Here is a 16,078-nt window from a genome sequence, read left to right on the forward strand (position 1 = left end):
GGAAAATTAATGAAAAAGGTAATATCTCGTTCTTCTGTTCTATTGTTCTCCACTATTTTTATTTTATCCACATTCTTTACCGGTCAACAGGCTGCTGCTGCTCCAACTAACAAAAAGGTGGAACTAGAAAAAGCAGAAATCTTCGGTGAAATCAATGTCAACTCGAAAAAACAAACCACTGTCATTGTTGAATTAAAGGAAAAATCCTTAGTTGAAGCCAAGCAAGACGGCGAAGCACAAACAAAAGCCTCCCTCAAAAAATCTCGAACAAAAGTAAAGAACGCAGCACTCAAAGAGGTAGATAAAGCGAGTGTTCGTCAAGAATATGAAAAAGTCTTCTCTGGTTTCTCTATGAAACTTCCTGCAAACGAAATCCCGAAGCTGCTCGCAGTTGATGGAGTAAAAGCTGTTTATCCGGATGTTACATATAAAACCGATGAAGTGAAAAAGGAAAGCATCCAACTTCCAAACGAAGATGTCTCCCCGCTTATGGATAAGAGCGCTCCATTTATCGGTGCACCAAAAGCATGGGATGCCGGCTATTCTGGAAAAGGGGTCAAAGTCGCAGTCATTGATACTGGAGTAGACTATACCCACCCTGATTTAAAAGGAAACTTCGGTTTATACAAAGGCTATGATTTTGTTGATAATGATTATTCTCCGCAAGAGACACCTAAAGGAGATCCTAGAGGCGAATCCACAGATCACGGCACACACGTCGCAGGAACGATCGCGGCAAATGGACAAATTAAAGGTGTCGCAAAGGATGCCACACTTCTTGCATACCGTGTACTTGGACCCGGTGGATCTGGAACAACTGAGAACGTTCTTGCAGGCATCGACCGGGCGGTTACAGACGGAGCAGATGTCATGAACCTCTCTCTTGGAAACAGTGTCAATAACCCTGATTATGCAACGAGCATCGCTCTCGATTGGGCCATGTCTGAAGACGTCGTCGCTGTTACATCCAATGGAAACAGCGGTCCGAACAACTGGACAGTCGGTTCACCTGGCACGTCAAGAGATGCCATTTCTGTCGGAGCAACTCAGCTTCCGTACAGCCTTTACAATGTGAAATTCCCGAACTATTCAACTGCAAAAGTCATGGGCTACTACCAAGAGAGTGATTTAAAAGCGCTTGACCAAAAACAAGTCACACTCGTCCAAGCTGGAATCGGTGACGAAAAGGCATTTGAAGACATCGATGTTAAAGGAAAGGTGGCCGTGATTGAACGTGGTGCCATTGCTTTTGTGGATAAAGTCGACAATGCAAAAGCAGCTGGTGCAATCGGCGTTGTGATGTATAACAATACCGATGGAGAGATCCCAGTCGATGTACCAGGTCTCGCACTTCCTACAATTAAACTGTCAAAAGCTGATGGAACAGCGCTTATCAAAGCCATTGAGGCTGGAAACAATACAACGGCTTTCTCCATTCAATTTGTCAAAGAACTTAGTGAGCAAGTCGCTGACTTCTCGTCCCGCGGACCTGTTGTGGATACGTGGATGATTAAGCCTGATCTATCAGCACCCGGCGTCAGCATTGTGAGTACGATCCCAACGCATGATCCTTCTCAGCCTTACGGATATGGTTCTAAGCAAGGAACAAGTATGGCTTCTCCGCATGTGGCAGGAGTAGCAGCGATCATCAAACAAGCAAAACCATCGTACTCAACTGGACAAATCAAAGCATTACTGATGAATACAGCAGAAAAACTGTTTGACGCAAATGGCAGCCCATTCCCTCATAACACACAAGGAACAGGCAGCGTTCGAATCATGGAATCACTTCAAGCGTCTTCTATCGTTTCTGATGCGAGCTATTCTTACGGCACTTTCTTAAAGGAAAAAGGCGTTCAAATCAAAACGAAGAAATTCAAGGTAGAAAACCTTTCAAAAGCACCGAAAACGTATACCATTGATTACAAATTCAATGGCAGCGGCATTAGTACAAACGGAACGAAAAAAATCACCGTCAAAGGGAATTCCACTGGATCCTTTACTTCCGCAGTACAGGTGAATTACGGAAAAACCAAAAAAGGGACGTACCAAGGCAGCATAACCATTCGCGAAAATGGCAGAAAGGTCACGGAAATCCCCACTTTATTGATTGTGAAAGAGCCAGATTATCCGCGCGTCACTTCTGTTTCCGTAGAGCCTGACAACCGTGCTGGAAGCTATGTTATTAGCAGCTACCTGCCTGGCGGTGCTGAGAACCTTGCATTCCTTGTCTACTCGACAGATGGAGAGTATTTAGGTGAAGCTGGTGTTTATCAACATGTTGATAAAGGAGAGCACCGCGTAAAATGGAATGGCACGATCAATCAAGGCCAGAAGCTTGAAGCTGGTGAGTATACAATGCTTGCGTATGCAAGTTTGAAAGGAAAATCAGATACCGTACAAACGAAGGAACCTTTCGAAATTTACCCTGAATAAATGTGAATCACAAGAAAAGCCTTGTATGAGCGGATAAGCTCATCAAGGCTTTTCGATCATATATGGAAGAAAGAGAAACTCATGTTGATATTGCTATCGATCGTTTCTTTTTTTACTGCTTTTTTTCTGACGATCACCTTGGTTTATTTTCTAACCTTTTTACATACGAAGCTGCCTCGTCCTTTTCATCAAGCATGCGAACTGACTCTTTATGCTTCCTGTATCTACCCGCTCAGCCTGCTGGTGTCAGCCGCCTTCTTCCTCACTATGATGCTCCTTTTCCCCTTTTACTGGCTGCGTGAACGTTAAATATACATACGTTATGCATCAAAGGCTTCTTTTAATAAACGATACGATGTGAGCCGGTCTTGCATGTGATATGTGATGGTCACAGCAATCAATTCATCTGTTCGATAAGCCTTCGCAAGTGTGGTCAGCTGCTTTTTCACAGAAACTGGTGTTCCAATGACCATCCTTTGACGATTGGCAGCCACTCGTTTTTGTTCATATTGACTATAGGAATACGCCTGTGCCTCTTCATATGAAGGAAAACCATCAAGATTCAGCCCCTGTTCATTGGCAAGTAAAGATAAATCTAAGCTGACAGCTAGTTTTTCTGCCTGCTCCTCTGTTTCAGCACATAAAACAAAGACTGCCAGACTGACACGCGGCTGATCACCGAATACTGAAGGTTCAAACCGATTGATATATTGCTCTACAGAATCTTCTCCGCCTTCACCATTAATAAAAAGAGCAAACGTGTAGCCTGCACCTGCTTTCGCCGCAAGCCTTGCACTCCCTCCAGAGGAACCGAGCATCCAAACTTCTGGCGCGGTCTCTACCTTCGGAGAAGCAGTCAAATGAGGCAGCGGGTAAAATTCATCCGCTAGATCGTGTAAATACACCTTCAATTCTTCTACTTGCTCAGGATATTGATCACCTAAACGCTTTCGCTCCCCATGATGAAGGGCAATAGATGAAATGGGCATACCGCCAGGGGCACGTCCAATCCCAAGATCAATTCTACCAGGAGCCAACGCTTCGAGAACCCTGAAGTTCTCTGCTACTTTATAGGCGCTATAGTGGGGAAGCATGACGCCGCCCGAGCCAATGCGTATATGCGACGTAACGGCTGATAAATGGCCGAGAAGCACCTCTGGACTCGATCCTGCAAGCCGATTTGAAAAATGATGCTCTGATACCCAAAAACGGTGATAACCCCACTTTTCCGCCTGCTTCGCCAGTTCAACCGTCTGCTTCAAAGCCTCAGCAGGCGTAGCACCTCCTATCAAAGGAGATTGATCCAGTATACTTAATTTCATCATGCTGCACCTCTTACAGAAATCCCCCTCTCTTAATGGAAAGGGGGTTGTCTTATTTATTTTCGATTAAAGCCCTTCTCTTTCACAAATTCTCCAAGGAAGGCACGCTTTGGCTGGCTAAAGCCTCGCAGCATCTGCTCAGACCAAGTATCTTTTCTCTCACCGTTTGTTCGTGTTTCATAATATGCGGAAATACGATCGTCGTATTCTTTTAAATAACGATCCACATGCGCTTCATCTTGCTGATATGAATTTTCATGATATATGAGTTCAACTGGCAGTCGTTCCTTTTGAGACGACTGATTAGCTGGATGCCCAACAGCTAGACCGAATAACGGCAGCACATAAGATGGCGTTTCAAGCACTTCAGAGACTTCTCTCAGCTGATTACGCAGTCCGCCAATATAGCAGATTCCAAGTCCCATTGATTCTGCGGCAACACTGACATTTTGTGCAGCCAATGCCGCATCAATGACGCTAATGAGAAAGGCTTCTGTATTCTCAAGCGCCTCCTGATGATTCTTCCCTGCTTTTTTTGCAATATAATCATGGCGTTTCAAGTCTGCACAGAAGACAAAGAAATGCCCATTCTTCTCAACGTAATGCTGATTCCCAGCCAGTTCAGCAAGCTTGGCCTTCTTCTCCTGATCTGTTACACCAATAATACTATACGCCTGTACGTAGCTTGATGTTGAAGCAGCCTGTGCACTTTTGATCAGTGTCAGTACCTCTTCTTCTGTCAAACGCTCGTCTGTAAACGAACGGATGGATCGATGATTTAATATGGTTTCTATCGTCTTGTTCAACTCGAAGACCTCCTTCACTTCTTCTATCATAAGGCAAAGACATAGGGCTTTTCAAAAATTAAAACTCGCAATAAAAAAGACAGCCTATACTTAGACTGCCCTTACCCGTTTTATTTAAATAAATAACTTTGATATTTCGTTAATTGAACACTTGCGTTATAGGCAATTCCGAAACCAATCAGAACGGACAAGACAGAGCTTCCTCCAAAACTGATAAATAAGAGTGGAATCCCTGTTACAGGCATCACACCTATGTTCATTCCAATATTCTGGAACGTATGGATCACAATCAAGGCTGTATATCCGACGCAGAAGAATGACGCAAATCGGCTATAAGGATGTATTCGGTCAATCAGTACGACCAGCCGGTAGATCAAGAAGAAGAACATGATCACAACAAACGCACAGCCAATAAAGCCAAAGGCTTCACCTATAATGGAGAAAATCATATCCGTTTGTGCTTCAGGAACGTAGACCTTTAAGTTTTTAATGCCATTCCCAAAAATCTGCCCTGCACCAATGGCCATAATCGCCTGTTCCACTTGATATTTATCAGATCCAGATGCATCCTGCGTCTGTGCTTGGTTGGCTGTCGAAGAACTATCAGGCAGCCAAGCGGTAATCCGGTTGATCTGGTACTGCTGAATGCCAATTGTTTTCGCAAAATCAGGGAATAAGATAATCACGGCTAAAACAGAGGCAACTAAAAACACAACCACTGAGCCGATGAGTGAGATCAGTTTCCAATTGACCCCTGATAAAAATACCATCACCACAACAATAAACATACAAACAGCCGCAGTCCCTGCATCCTGCAAGAAAATCAGTCCAACTGGTACAGCTGACACCCCAGCAATTTTTAATAGTAGAAAGATATCATCTTCTAATGTCCGTTTTCCTCTAGGTGTAGACTTTCCGATGACAGATGCGAGCATCATAATCAAACCAATTTTCATGAACTCTGAGGGCTGAAGTGTTCCAACCCCTGGTATCACAAACCAGCTTTTTGCACCATTTTTAATTGGAGCAAAATCATGACTTCCAATTTTTGCAGGAGCAACTTTCAGAAGAAGTAACAGCAGTATGCCACCTATAAAAATATAGAGACTTAGCTTCTCTAATTGCTCCAAATCAAAATAATTTATGGCTACAATACATATAACTCCGACCATATAGTATATGATCTGCCTCGTCCATGCATTAGATCCATACTGCCCAAATTGACCCGCAGCATAAATCGCAATGACACTGATGGCAAAGAAGGCTAAAAATATAAAAATCAAATCTCCTTGATAGTAAGGAGATGTATTCTGCTTGTTCATGAACTAACCACCCTTATTACAAAACATAAAAGCCCTTATTTATATTAGATTGAAATTTTCACAAAATCAACTCACCTTAAATATGACGGAAGATACATCCGAAAGGTTCCATTCAATTTTCAAAAAATGAAATACTTTTCATCCTAACAATAGGAAAAAATTCCTCTATACACTTTTCATTCAACCGATCTCAAGTCCTTTAAAAAGTTTATTTTACAGATTTTAAGGGGAAAATTCAATGACCTATGTGGCGATATGAAAAGTAAACATCAGATGAGATAAGCTGCACTGAGGAATGAGGATTAAAACCATTTTGTATGGAATAAGGCCCATTTTCCAATTATTACGTTTACTTCAAAGTCAATTATGGTATAATATTTGTAACAAAATGTTCACAATATATCCTAAAAACAGACACAATTGCATCCTGACCTCTCATTTGATTTGAACATCAACTTACAAAGGAGTTGGATACGATGGATATGTTCTTTGCGTACCTATGTATTGCAACGGCTACACCCCTGTTTTTATGGCTGGAAAACAGAAAGATTGCATTAGCATCTATTCCACCCATTATGATTATGTGGATTTTCTTCGGTCTTTACATGACAAGCAGTTTATCTCCAGCAGGACATACCTTCATGATCGCATTCTTTGCCATTAACGTGATTTTGGCTCACATTGCAGCGTTCCTCATCTACGGACTTCCATTCATTCGCAAAAGATTCAGCAGCAGATAGATATCGCCCAACTATTGGAAGCGTTATCACTATCATGATAAAAACCACTCACCTTCAAGAGATGAGTGGTTTTTTTATTATTTCTCTGAATGCTCAGACTGCTTTGGTGCAGACGGTGAATAACCGTCTTTACTGTTCTCTCCGTGGCTGTAGTGAGCCGCAAAGATCCAAACAGATCCGATGACGAAGATAATCGCACAGAACAGACCAAACAAAGTATTTCCGACTTGAACAGTTCCGTTCTCGCTCTCTGTCATGTGCATAAACATGAACAGCTGCAAGAATGCTTGAATGAACGCAAAACCAAAGATAATCCATAGTTTTGCGGAACTGCCAATTTCAGCTCCAATGGCAATCCAGAATGCTAAAATTGTCAGCACAATGGATAGAATGAAGCCAACTACGTGTTTCCAAGGGAAGTGTTCGTGCTCTGCTGAGGAATGTGTTTTTCCAGCCATATCACAAAAGCCCCCCTAATCCGATCAAGTAAACAGCTGTGAAGATGAAAATCCATACAACATCAAGGAAATGCCAGTATAGACTTGAGATGAAAATCTTCGCTGCTGTTTGTGGAGTTAATCCACGTTTTTTAATTTGGAACAAGATTCCGGTAATCCAGAAGATACCGATCGATACGTGTAGTCCGTGAGTTCCTAAGAGTACAAAGAATGCAGACCAGTACGCACTTGTATGGATGCTCGCACCCTCATGTACATAATGGAAGAACTCAAAAATCTCAAATCCAACGAAGCCTGCACCTAGAAGCAGTGTGAGAATCGTCCAGATGACAACCCCTTTTGTACTTCCACGACGCATTTCATGAACGGCAATCCCGCATGTAAATGAACTAACCAATAGCAGGAATGTCATGATCAATACAAGTTTCATATCAAACAGCTCAGCTGGTAAAACGCCACCAGCTGTTCTGCCATGTAGAACAAAGTAGGTCGCAAAAAGTGTTGAGAATAACACGATTTCCGCGCCAAGGAATATCCAGAAACCAAGGATGTTTAAACGTCCGGTTTCAGAGCGATATTCAAGCGGTGCATTTGCATAGCTGCTATCATTATGTCCCATTACTTCTGCGCCTCCTTATTCTTTTTCTCTGTTTCAATGACTTCTTCAACAGGAATATAGTAGCCATCGTCATATTCGAATGAACGTAAAATCATCGTTGCGAATACACCGATTAAGCCAATAACGCCAATCCAGTACCATTCAAATACAAGACCGAATGCACCAAGTCCAAAGAATGCAGACATGATCAGCGGTCTGCCTGAATTGTGCGGCATGTGAATTTTCTTGAATTCTTTTTCAGGATGAACGTCTACATTGTTTTGCTTCCAATGATGGAATGCATCTGGTGTTGTCACTTCTGGAAGTGCTGCAAAGTTATAATGCGGCGGAATTGCAGAAGATGTCGCCCAGTCAAGTGTACGTCCTTCTCCCCAGCTGTCTCCAGACACTTCACGTTTTGCGTGTCTCCAGCTGTAGTAAATGTTGTAGCAAAGGATGATGAATCCGATACCCATCATAAATGCACCAATTGTTGAAATAAAGTTTAGTGCAGTCCAGCCATCTTCTGGTCCATACGTATAAATACGTCTTGGCATTCCTTGCAGTCCTAAGAAGTACTGCGGGAAGAAACAGATGTTAAATCCGATCATGAATACCCAGAAGAACCATTTGCCGATTCTTTCGTTTAACTTGTAACCAAACATTTTTGGATACCAGAAAACAAGACCAGCAAAACAAGCAAATACAGTACCTGCGATTAATACATAGTGGAAGTGGGATACAAGGAAGTACGTGTTATGGTACTGGTAATCCGCAGCTGCCATCGCAAGCATAACCCCAGTTACACCACCGATTACGAAGTTCGGGATGAAACCAAGTGCCCAAAGCATTGGTGATGTAAAGCTGATACGGCCTCGATACATCGTAAAGAGCCAGTTAAAGATTTTCACACCTGTTGGTACAGAAATCGCCATTGTTGTAATCGAGAAGAATGAGTTAACCGCTGCACTGTTCCCCATTGTAAAGAAGTGGTGAACCCACACAAGGAAACTAAGAACAGAGATTGCCACAATCGAGACAACCATCGCTTTGTAACCAAACAACTGCTTTCTTGAGAACGTCGCAAAAATTTCTGAGAAAATACCGAAAGCCGGCAGGATAACAATATATACCTCAGGATGTCCCCAAATCCAGAATAGGTTCGCCCAAAGCATCGGCATACCGCCTGCTTCGAGTGTAAAGAATGCAGAACCGAATAAACGATCAAATGTCATAAGTGCTAAAGCAACTGTTAGTACAGGGAATGCAAAAACGATGATGACAGACGTAATCAATGTTGTCCATGTAAACATTGGCATACGCATAAGTGTCATACCTTTTGTACGCATTTTTAAGATGGTCACCATGAAGTTAATACCTGTCATAAGTGTACCAATACCTGCAATTTGGAGCCCGAGCAAGTAGTAGTTCTGTCCAGGTCCTGGTGAGAAATCATTTCCGGCGAGCGGCATGTAACTCGTCCAGCCTGCACTTGGTGATCCTCCAATAACGAAGGAAATGTTGAACAGCATTGCTCCGACCATGAATGTCCAGAAGCTAAGGTTGTTCAAATAAGGGAATGCAACGTCACGTGCACCAATTTGAAGAGGAACAACGACGTTGATTAAACCAATTAAAAATGGCATCGCCATGAATAGAATCATGATCGTACCATGCGTTGTAAAGATTTCATTATAGTGGTTTGAATCTAAAAACGTATTATTAGGAAGCGCCAGCTGCGCGCGCATCATCAGTCCGTCTACCCCACCGCGGAAGAACATAATCACAGCAGCAAGGATATACATGATTCCAAGCTTTTTATGATCAACTGATGTCAGCCATTCTTTCCAGAGCCATTTCCACTTTTTAAAGTAGGTTAAAACAAACACGATGGCAATGGAGGTAAGAGCGATAGAAATTTGCGCACCAAGAATTAATGGGTCTCCAGTTACAAAAAACTCATCCCATTTTAAATGCATAACGGCCTCCTCCTTTCCTTAGTCAGTTTATTCTGTTTCTAATTTTCTTTTATAGTTCTTCACATTCTCGAAAGGATCTGTCTTGGAATGCGGAGAAACTGCTTGGTAACCTAAACGTTTGCGTGCTTGGAGTGCATATTCAGAATCCTCTCCGTGCTTCGCAAAGGATAAATGTGTTGATGAGAATGTCTGCACATCTGCAGCATCAGGAAGCATCAAGTAGTCATACGTTTTCTTCGTTAACTTCGGTGCTTCTTTCTTTGTTTTATTTACCCATTTATCATAGTCAGACTGCGTCATCGCATTGACTTTGAATTTTTGCTGAGCAAAGCCCTCGCCTGTGAAGTTGGCGTTTCTTCCTTGATATGTGCCAACTTGATCAGCTTGAAGGTATTGTTCCATCTCCATTCCAGCCATCGCATACTTCTCCCCGCCTAGCTGAGGAATCCATAGTGATGCCATTGTATCAGCGGAAGTGATTTTGAATAAAACCGGCTGATCTTTTGGAATGTTTAAGTAGTTCACTGTCTCAATATTTTCCTCTGGATAGCTAAAGATCCATTTCCAATCAACAGCTGTCGCATAAACGACAAGAGGATCTTTATGGCTTGTTGCTTGAGGTGCCTCTTCCAAAGAGTAAATTGTTTTTACAGTTGGAACTGAAAGGGCAGCAACGATTAATATTGGGATCACTGTCCAGACAACTTCTAGAAGCGTGTTCCCGTGTATTTCTGGGTTATAAGAGGCGTTTCCAACGTCCTTACGCTCACGGTATTTAACCAAAATGATGGTAAACATTACAAATACCGCACCAACGATAAAGAGCATAAATCCGATAGATAAAAGGATTAAGTCTTTTTGTTGTGCTGCGACTGGTCCTTTAGGATCTAAAACAGCGATATTGCTGCAACCTCCTAATACAAAAACACTCACGAGCATCGCTAATAAAAGCATAGGTTTAATGGCTCTGAACAAGAAGATCACCATCCTTCCTTAGATAATGTATAAATTGCTGAATAATTGTGAAAAGCCATCTGCCTTCGAAAACTTTTCTTCCCTTTGTAATGCTATCAAAATCTGTTAGAGTTAGCTTCCCTTTTTTCAAAAGTTCATTTATTTTTCAACAGATTTCTTTTAAAATGTCATAAATTCGACATAAATTTATATTATTGCACACACAATAAATTTCTAGGATTTTGAAAAGTTGAGAGTTGAAGGCAAAGGACAAACAATCAAGAACTTTGTCAAATTTAGGTTTACCACAATAAAAAAGTTTGGTCAAATTTCAATTTAACTTAATGAAATTTTATCTAGGTAAACAATTTCAAAATAGGTATCCCCACATTTAACAAAAACCTTACTTATTTTAACGCAAGTTGATAAGAAAAGAAAGTATCGATCCTCTGACTATACGCTGTAAGAATTGGTAATCATGTTGAATATGTGGAATCCCACTTAATGACTTCCAGCAAAAAACCGGCTTAGCGCCGGCATTCTGCAATTATTCATCTCTTACTAAAATATCAGGGCGCCTATAGATGTCCCCTTCATGTTCAACGTCAATGTATGTCCACTTGCCTGTATAGGTTAAAAAGCGGTTCCCCTCTTTCTCTACGACCATCGTATCCTCTGATTTCAATCCAGGCAATGAAGGGTTCCATGTAAACACTTGCTGCAGCTGAATTTCTTCCTTCGATGAAGGCACTGCAATCATTTCTCTAGATACAAAGCCCGTTTTCCCTCCTTGATGAAGCTTTTTCCAGCTTTCAGGGAAGCCCTCTTTTTCATACTGAGCAATACCTGCTTTCAACACATCTCCCAAAGTCTTACCGGGGCGCGTAGCGGCATTCATGACCGTGTCAATTCGTGCAAGCCGCTCTTTGTTCTCTTCAAGCTCCTGTGGAAGCTGACCGAAGTAAACAGACCTTGTGACATTCGCCACGAGTCCATGCCGTTCAGCGCAAAGGACAACAAGCGCATGCTTTTGAAGTTTTTTGTCTGTTGGAATTGGATGACGGTATTGATGAATCCGGTCATCTGTTGCTACAAGCAGCACTTCAATCGTCATTCCCTGCGCGATCGCTTTTTGAGCCGCAAGCGAAGCGATTTGGTGCTCCGTCTGTCCTGGAACGATTTCTTTACAAACACTCTCTACAATGACCGCTGTTTCATGACAAAGCGTTTCATACTGGCGGAGCTGTGATGCAGAAAGAATGGATCGAACTTGCGACAAATCCGGCTCAACCGATTCGAATCCATCCATTTGAATGTCTGACCCGATTCGTTTGTCTTTTGTGAGTGTTTGAATGTGTGCCGTATCATCCTCAAACCAATCCATCGTCACCACTTGAAATGGGTGATCGATATACGCCATCTCTTCTTCAATGATCCGCTTTTCTTCCATTTGATTCACAATGAGGACGATGTCGTCTTTTAACACAAGCAGCTTGCAAACACCCTCTGGTGTATTTAACACGATATGATTTCTTCTTCCTCCTGTCAGCCAGGAGAAGTTATTTCGCTTTTGAATTAAGACACCGTCGAGCTGTTTTTCTTCCATTATTTTTCTTACTTGTTCAATCATCTAATCACCTGCCTATATGAGTGTATGAATGAAACGTTTAAAAGCTGTTTTCCCTTGCTCGGTTCTTTTAAACACACCCGCCTGTGAGAGAATTCGAGAAAAAATCATGCCGACTTCTTTTTGTAAAATGGCTTCTGTATTCTCCTCTGTAAAGGTGTTCTCTTCAAGCAGACGCTTTGCCCATGCTTCATGTTTCGTGATAGCAGGACGGGCTTTGATTTCTTCAAGGGGGTTTTGGGATAACAGCGCTTCTTTTAATTGGCTTAATTCCTCTGCTAATCTACCAGGAAGAACTGCAAGACCCATCACTTCAATTAATCCGATATTCTCTTTTTTAATATGATGGACTTCTTCGTGTGGGTGGAAAATTCCGTCCGGGTGCTGCTTGTTTGTGCGATTATTACGCAGCACTAGATCTAATTCATAGTCATCTCCATGGCGGCGTGCAATTGGAGTAATGGTATTATGCGGCGTCTCTCCTGTATGAGCTAGCAGCTCCACTTCTTCATCTGAATACATTTTCCACTCGTTTAAGATAAAGTCTGCGGCGTCTGCAAGCGTCTGCCTATCGCTGCTTCGAAGGCGGATCACAGACATCGGCCATTTCACAATCCCGGCCCTCACATTCGGAAAGGCACTCAGAGAAAAAATATCTTCAAGTTCCGCTTTCGCCATCGGAAATTCATGCGCACCGCCCTGAAAATGGTCATGACTTAATATACTTCCCCCGACAATCGGAAGGTCGGCGTTCGATCCGATGAAATAATGCGGGTATATATATATGAAAGAAAGCAATCGTTCAAAGGTCTTTTTGGTGATACTCATCGGCTCATGTTCGCCTTTGAACACAATGCAGTGCTCGTTGTAGTACACATAAGGTGAAAATTGTAGAAACCAAGATTCATCTGTGAGTGTCACAGGAATAATCCGGTGATTCTGTCTCGCTGGATGGTTGATCCGTCCCCCAAACCCAACGTTTTCTTTACAAAGGAGACAAAGAGGATATTGCTTTTGACTAAGTTTTTTGGCTTCAGCGATTGCTTTTGGGTCCTTTTCCGGCTTCGATAGATTAATTGTGATCTCCAGCTCGCCATCATCTGTTGGTGTAAACCACTGCACATTTTTGGCGATTCTGCCAGTATGAATATAGTGTGCGTGCTGCTGCATTTCATAGAACCAGCTTGTAGCCGCCTCTGGCCCTTCATGCTGGCGTTTCTCTTCAAACTTCGCGTAGATGACACTTGGAGGCGCCACCAAGCATCCCATGATTTTCGCATCTAGTAAATCGCGATACGTATCCGTCTCCTCAGGGATAAGGCCAGTCTCTACTGCCCAATCCAGCATTGGCATTAAGATGTCTTCAAGTTCCGCATCCCCTGAGACTGTTCTTGCCTCAGCTTCATCCAGCCCAAGCACCTCAAGCAGCCGATTTCTCGTATAATCGATATCTAGTGGTGTAATCAGCTCTTGATTGACTCCGTATTGAATCAGCTGTTCCAGTTTTCCAAAAATATCTACCGCCATTCTCTCTGTCCCCTCTCTTGCCTGCCTGTTACGCGTTATTTACTCTGGTAGCCGTCTGGATGCTTCTGAAACCAATCCCACGCACTTTGAATAATGGTGTGAAGATCAGCATATTGAGGTGCCCACCCTAATTCTTGCAGCGCTTTTTCAGAAGAAGCAATCAGCTTTGCTGGATCTCCCGCGCGTCTGTCAGCCACCTGTGCTGGAATCGCATGCCCCGTGACGTTTCTTACAGCATCTACTACCTGCTTCACGGAGAAACCTGTGCCATTCCCTAAGTTATATGTTGCACTTCCTTTTCCAGCACGCAGACGATCAACTGCTAAGATGTGCGCCTCTACTAAATCCATGACATGAATGTAATCTCTAATACACGTGCCGTCCTCTGTCTCATAATCATCACCGTAAATCATGATCTGATCTCGTTTTCCTAATGCCACTTGCAGAATGATCGGAATGAGGTGTGTCTCAGGCTGATGATCCTCTCCGACAAGTCCTTCTGTATGAGCGCCAGCTACATTAAAGTAGCGAAGCACGACGTATTTCATTCCATATGCCTGCTCAGACCACTGCAGCATTTTTTCAATCGCAAGTTTTGTTTCTCCATAAGGATTGGTTGGGTTCGTCTCATCCGTTTCAACGATCGGCACACGCTTTGGTTCACCATACGCAGCTGCGGTTGAAGAGAAAACGATGTGTTTCACATCAAATTCATTCATCACCTGAAGTAAAGCTGTTGCTCCCCCAACGTTGTTGTCATAGTACTTTAGCGGGTTTGTTACACTCTCACCTACAAGTGAATCTGCGGCAAAGTGCATAACCGCTTCTATTTGATGCGTTTTGAAAACCTGTCTTAAAAAATCTTGATCTCGTAAATCTCCCTCTTCTAAAACAGCTCCCTCCAAAACAGCTTCTTTGTGGCCTGTCTGCAAATTATCCACTACTACTACTTGTTCACCTTTCGCTAAAAGAGCCGCTACAGCATGACTGCCAATGTACCCTGCTCCTCCGCATACTAAAATCGTCATAACACTTCCTCCTTCGTGAGTTCTCTTGCGCCGCCTCCAATTCCAGCTATGTAAAAAGAGGCTTCAATACCTGTCTTCTCTTGATAAATCGTACCCGTTTCTTCTATAAACGATGCCAGCTGCTTTTCTTTTACAATACTGATCGTGCAGCCGCCAAAACCCGCGCCCGTCATACGGGAGCCAATCGTTCCAGGATGGAGCCAAGCGGCTTCTGCCAGAGTATCCAGTTCAAATCCAGTCACTTCATAATCATTCTTTAAAGAAAGATGAGATGCCTTCATGAGGGCGCCTAGCTTTTCAATTTTATCATCTTTCAAAAAATTTATCGCTCTCATCGTCCGCTCATTTTCTGTCACCACGTGCCTTGCACGTTTGCGGCATGTTTCATCCTGAATCAAGTGGGCATGATCGGCAAATTCATCAGCCGTGAGCTCACATAAGTGGGCAAGATCGATTTCTTTTCGCAAATCGTTTAAAGCGGATTGACACTCTGACCGACGTTCATTGTATTTGGAGTCTGCCAGTGTCCGCTTTTTGTTTGTATTGGCAATGACAAGCGCCAGCCCCTCTTGCCGAAACGGACTGTATTCAAAATCAAGGGTATCGCAATTGAGCAAGATGGCGTGATCTTCTTTTCCAAGAGCGATTGAAAACTGATCCATAATGCCGCAATTGACGCCAATAAATTCATTTTCTGCACGCTGCGAAAGGAGGGCAAGACGGGCATTTGAAACGCCGAATGAATGCCATTTATTGATAAAGACAGCGGTGACAAGTTCGATGGAGGCAGAGGAAGACAGCCCTGCGCCATTGGGAATATTTCCGCCGTATACTATGTCAAATCCTTCTTCTATCTTCATCCCTGCTTCGATAAACTGATGGAACACGCCCTTCGGATAATTCGCCCAGCCGTCTGACTCCAAGTAAGCGATTTCAAAAAGGTCGAATTCTTTCACACCATCGCCATCAAAGTTCAAGGAATACATTCTCACGCGGCCATCTGACCGCTTGGCACATGCTGCATATGTACCGAGAGTGAGCGCACAAGGGAATACATGACCTCCATTGTAATCTGTATGTTCACCAATCAGGTTCACTCTTCCCGGGGCAAAAAAATAGCGAAGTTCTTCTTCTCTATCCCCAAATTGCTGGTGAAATGCCGTGCGTAACATATCGATCATATCCATTCCCCTTTTCTCTTCTGATACTCTTATTTTAGTTGCCTGAACTGCGTAAGTTCAATGGTAAAAAAATCGTTAAAAAATACCCTTTTTTTGCTGT

Annotated in this window: 13 protein-coding genes; 2 read left to right on the forward strand and 11 right to left on the reverse strand. The window is 42.9% G+C overall.

Features of this window, described 5'->3' with window-relative positions; all coding sequences use genetic code 11:
* Positions 1-9 precede the first annotated feature (9 nt).
* Entirely contained in the window at positions 10-2,436 is a 2,427-nt protein-coding gene (locus QSJ46_RS03565; RefSeq protein ID WP_285604287.1) for a S8 family peptidase, read from the forward strand.
* Positions 2,437-2,756: 320 nt separating this feature from the next.
* Here QSJ46_RS03565 and QSJ46_RS03570 read toward each other — a convergent pair whose 3' ends face one another.
* The 3 genes from QSJ46_RS03570 to QSJ46_RS03580 form a co-directional block, all read right to left on the reverse strand.
* A complete protein-coding gene (locus QSJ46_RS03570; RefSeq protein ID WP_285604288.1) occupies positions 2,757-3,761 on the reverse strand; it encodes an LLM class flavin-dependent oxidoreductase in 1,005 nt (334 codons plus the stop codon).
* A gap of 53 nt (positions 3,762-3,814) precedes the next feature.
* Positions 3,815-4,564 carry an oxygen-insensitive NADPH nitroreductase gene (nfsA, locus tag QSJ46_RS03575; RefSeq protein WP_285604289.1) on the reverse strand — a complete coding sequence of 250 codons (750 nt, stop codon included), beginning with the start codon at positions 4,562-4,564 and terminating at the stop codon, positions 3,815-3,817.
* A gap of 110 nt (positions 4,565-4,674) precedes the next feature.
* A complete protein-coding gene (locus tag QSJ46_RS03580) occupies positions 4,675-5,886 on the reverse strand; it encodes an FtsW/RodA/SpoVE family cell cycle protein (RefSeq protein ID WP_047203655.1) in 1,212 nt (403 codons plus the stop codon).
* A gap of 476 nt (positions 5,887-6,362) precedes the next feature.
* On the opposite strand from QSJ46_RS03580, the gene QSJ46_RS03585 reads away from it, so the two are divergent.
* Entirely contained in the window at positions 6,363-6,626 is a 264-nt protein-coding gene (locus tag QSJ46_RS03585) for a spore morphogenesis/germination protein YwcE (protein ID WP_008345491.1), read from the forward strand.
* Between the two features lie 77 nt (positions 6,627-6,703).
* On the opposite strand, the gene qoxD is transcribed toward QSJ46_RS03585, so the two are convergent.
* The 8 genes from qoxD to QSJ46_RS03625 all read right to left on the reverse strand — a co-directional run bounded on the left by qoxD (position 6,704) and on the right by QSJ46_RS03625 (position 15,978).
* Positions 6,704-7,084: a cytochrome aa3 quinol oxidase subunit IV gene (gene qoxD / locus QSJ46_RS03590; protein WP_007497818.1), complete on the reverse strand. Its 381-nt coding sequence runs from the start codon at positions 7,082-7,084 to the stop codon at positions 6,704-6,706.
* Position 7,085: 1 nt separating this feature from the next.
* Positions 7,086-7,703, reverse strand: coding sequence for a cytochrome aa3 quinol oxidase subunit III (gene qoxC / locus QSJ46_RS03595; RefSeq protein ID WP_039182371.1), 618 nt, complete (start codon positions 7,701-7,703; stop codon positions 7,086-7,088).
* The gene (gene qoxB / locus QSJ46_RS03600; RefSeq protein ID WP_007497822.1) at positions 7,703-9,661 is read right to left on the reverse strand and encodes a cytochrome aa3 quinol oxidase subunit I; all 1,959 of its coding nucleotides are present in this window, start codon (positions 9,659-9,661) and stop codon (positions 7,703-7,705) included. Before qoxB ends, qoxC begins: the two co-directional genes overlap by 1 nt.
* A gap of 27 nt (positions 9,662-9,688) precedes the next feature.
* On the reverse strand, positions 9,689-10,645 hold the full coding sequence (qoxA, locus tag QSJ46_RS03605) for a cytochrome aa3 quinol oxidase subunit II (protein WP_106025645.1): 957 nt from the start codon (positions 10,643-10,645) through the stop codon (positions 9,689-9,691).
* Positions 10,646-11,162: 517 nt separating this feature from the next.
* Positions 11,163-12,245 carry a M24 family metallopeptidase gene (locus tag QSJ46_RS03610; RefSeq protein ID WP_285604290.1) on the reverse strand — a complete coding sequence of 361 codons (1,083 nt, stop codon included), beginning with the start codon at positions 12,243-12,245 and terminating at the stop codon, positions 11,163-11,165.
* A 12-nt stretch (positions 12,246-12,257) separates the two neighbouring features.
* The gene (galT, locus tag QSJ46_RS03615) at positions 12,258-13,769 is read right to left on the reverse strand and encodes a UDP-glucose--hexose-1-phosphate uridylyltransferase (protein ID WP_285604291.1); all 1,512 of its coding nucleotides are present in this window, start codon (positions 13,767-13,769) and stop codon (positions 12,258-12,260) included.
* A 35-nt stretch (positions 13,770-13,804) separates the two neighbouring features.
* Entirely contained in the window at positions 13,805-14,797 is a 993-nt protein-coding gene (gene galE, locus QSJ46_RS03620) for a UDP-glucose 4-epimerase GalE (protein ID WP_047203660.1), read from the reverse strand.
* Positions 14,794-15,978, reverse strand: a complete 1,185-nt coding sequence (locus QSJ46_RS03625; protein WP_047203671.1) for a galactokinase — start codon at positions 15,976-15,978, stop codon at positions 14,794-14,796. Before QSJ46_RS03625 ends, galE begins: the two co-directional genes overlap by 4 nt.
* Positions 15,979-16,078: the final 100 nt, after the last annotated feature.

Origin of the sequence: Bacillus sp. YKCMOAS1 (assembly GCF_030268125.1) — a bacterium.
Classification (GTDB): Bacteria; Bacillota; Bacilli; order Bacillales; family Bacillaceae; genus Bacillus; species Bacillus safensis.

What these genes read in the sequence shown, in the direction of transcription:
- QSJ46_RS03565 (WP_285604287.1), top strand. Translation starts at nt 10, where the DNA reads ATGAAAAAGGTAATATCTCGTTCTTCTGTTCTATTGTTCTCCACTATT.
- qoxD (WP_007497818.1), bottom strand. Translation starts at nt 7,084, where the DNA reads ATGGCTGGAAAAACACATTCCTCAGCAGAGCACGAACACTTCCCTTGG.
- qoxB (WP_007497822.1), bottom strand. Translation starts at nt 9,661, where the DNA reads ATGCATTTAAAATGGGATGAGTTTTTTGTAACTGGAGACCCATTAATT.
- QSJ46_RS03585 (WP_008345491.1), top strand. Translation starts at nt 6,363, where the DNA reads ATGGATATGTTCTTTGCGTACCTATGTATTGCAACGGCTACACCCCTG.
- QSJ46_RS03625 (WP_047203671.1), bottom strand. Translation starts at nt 15,978, where the DNA reads ATGATCGATATGTTACGCACGGCATTTCACCAGCAATTTGGGGATAGA.
- galT (WP_285604291.1), bottom strand. Translation starts at nt 13,769, where the DNA reads ATGGCGGTAGATATTTTTGGAAAACTGGAACAGCTGATTCAATACGGA.
- qoxC (WP_039182371.1), bottom strand. Translation starts at nt 7,703, where the DNA reads ATGGGACATAATGATAGCAGCTATGCAAATGCACCGCTTGAATATCGC.
- galE (WP_047203660.1), bottom strand. Translation starts at nt 14,797, where the DNA reads ATGACGATTTTAGTATGCGGAGGAGCAGGGTACATTGGCAGTCATGCT.
- QSJ46_RS03580 (WP_047203655.1), bottom strand. Translation starts at nt 5,886, where the DNA reads ATGAACAAGCAGAATACATCTCCTTACTATCAAGGAGATTTGATTTTT.
- QSJ46_RS03570 (WP_285604288.1), bottom strand. Translation starts at nt 3,761, where the DNA reads ATGATGAAATTAAGTATACTGGATCAATCTCCTTTGATAGGAGGTGCT.
- QSJ46_RS03610 (WP_285604290.1), bottom strand. Translation starts at nt 12,245, where the DNA reads ATGATTGAACAAGTAAGAAAAATAATGGAAGAAAAACAGCTCGACGGT.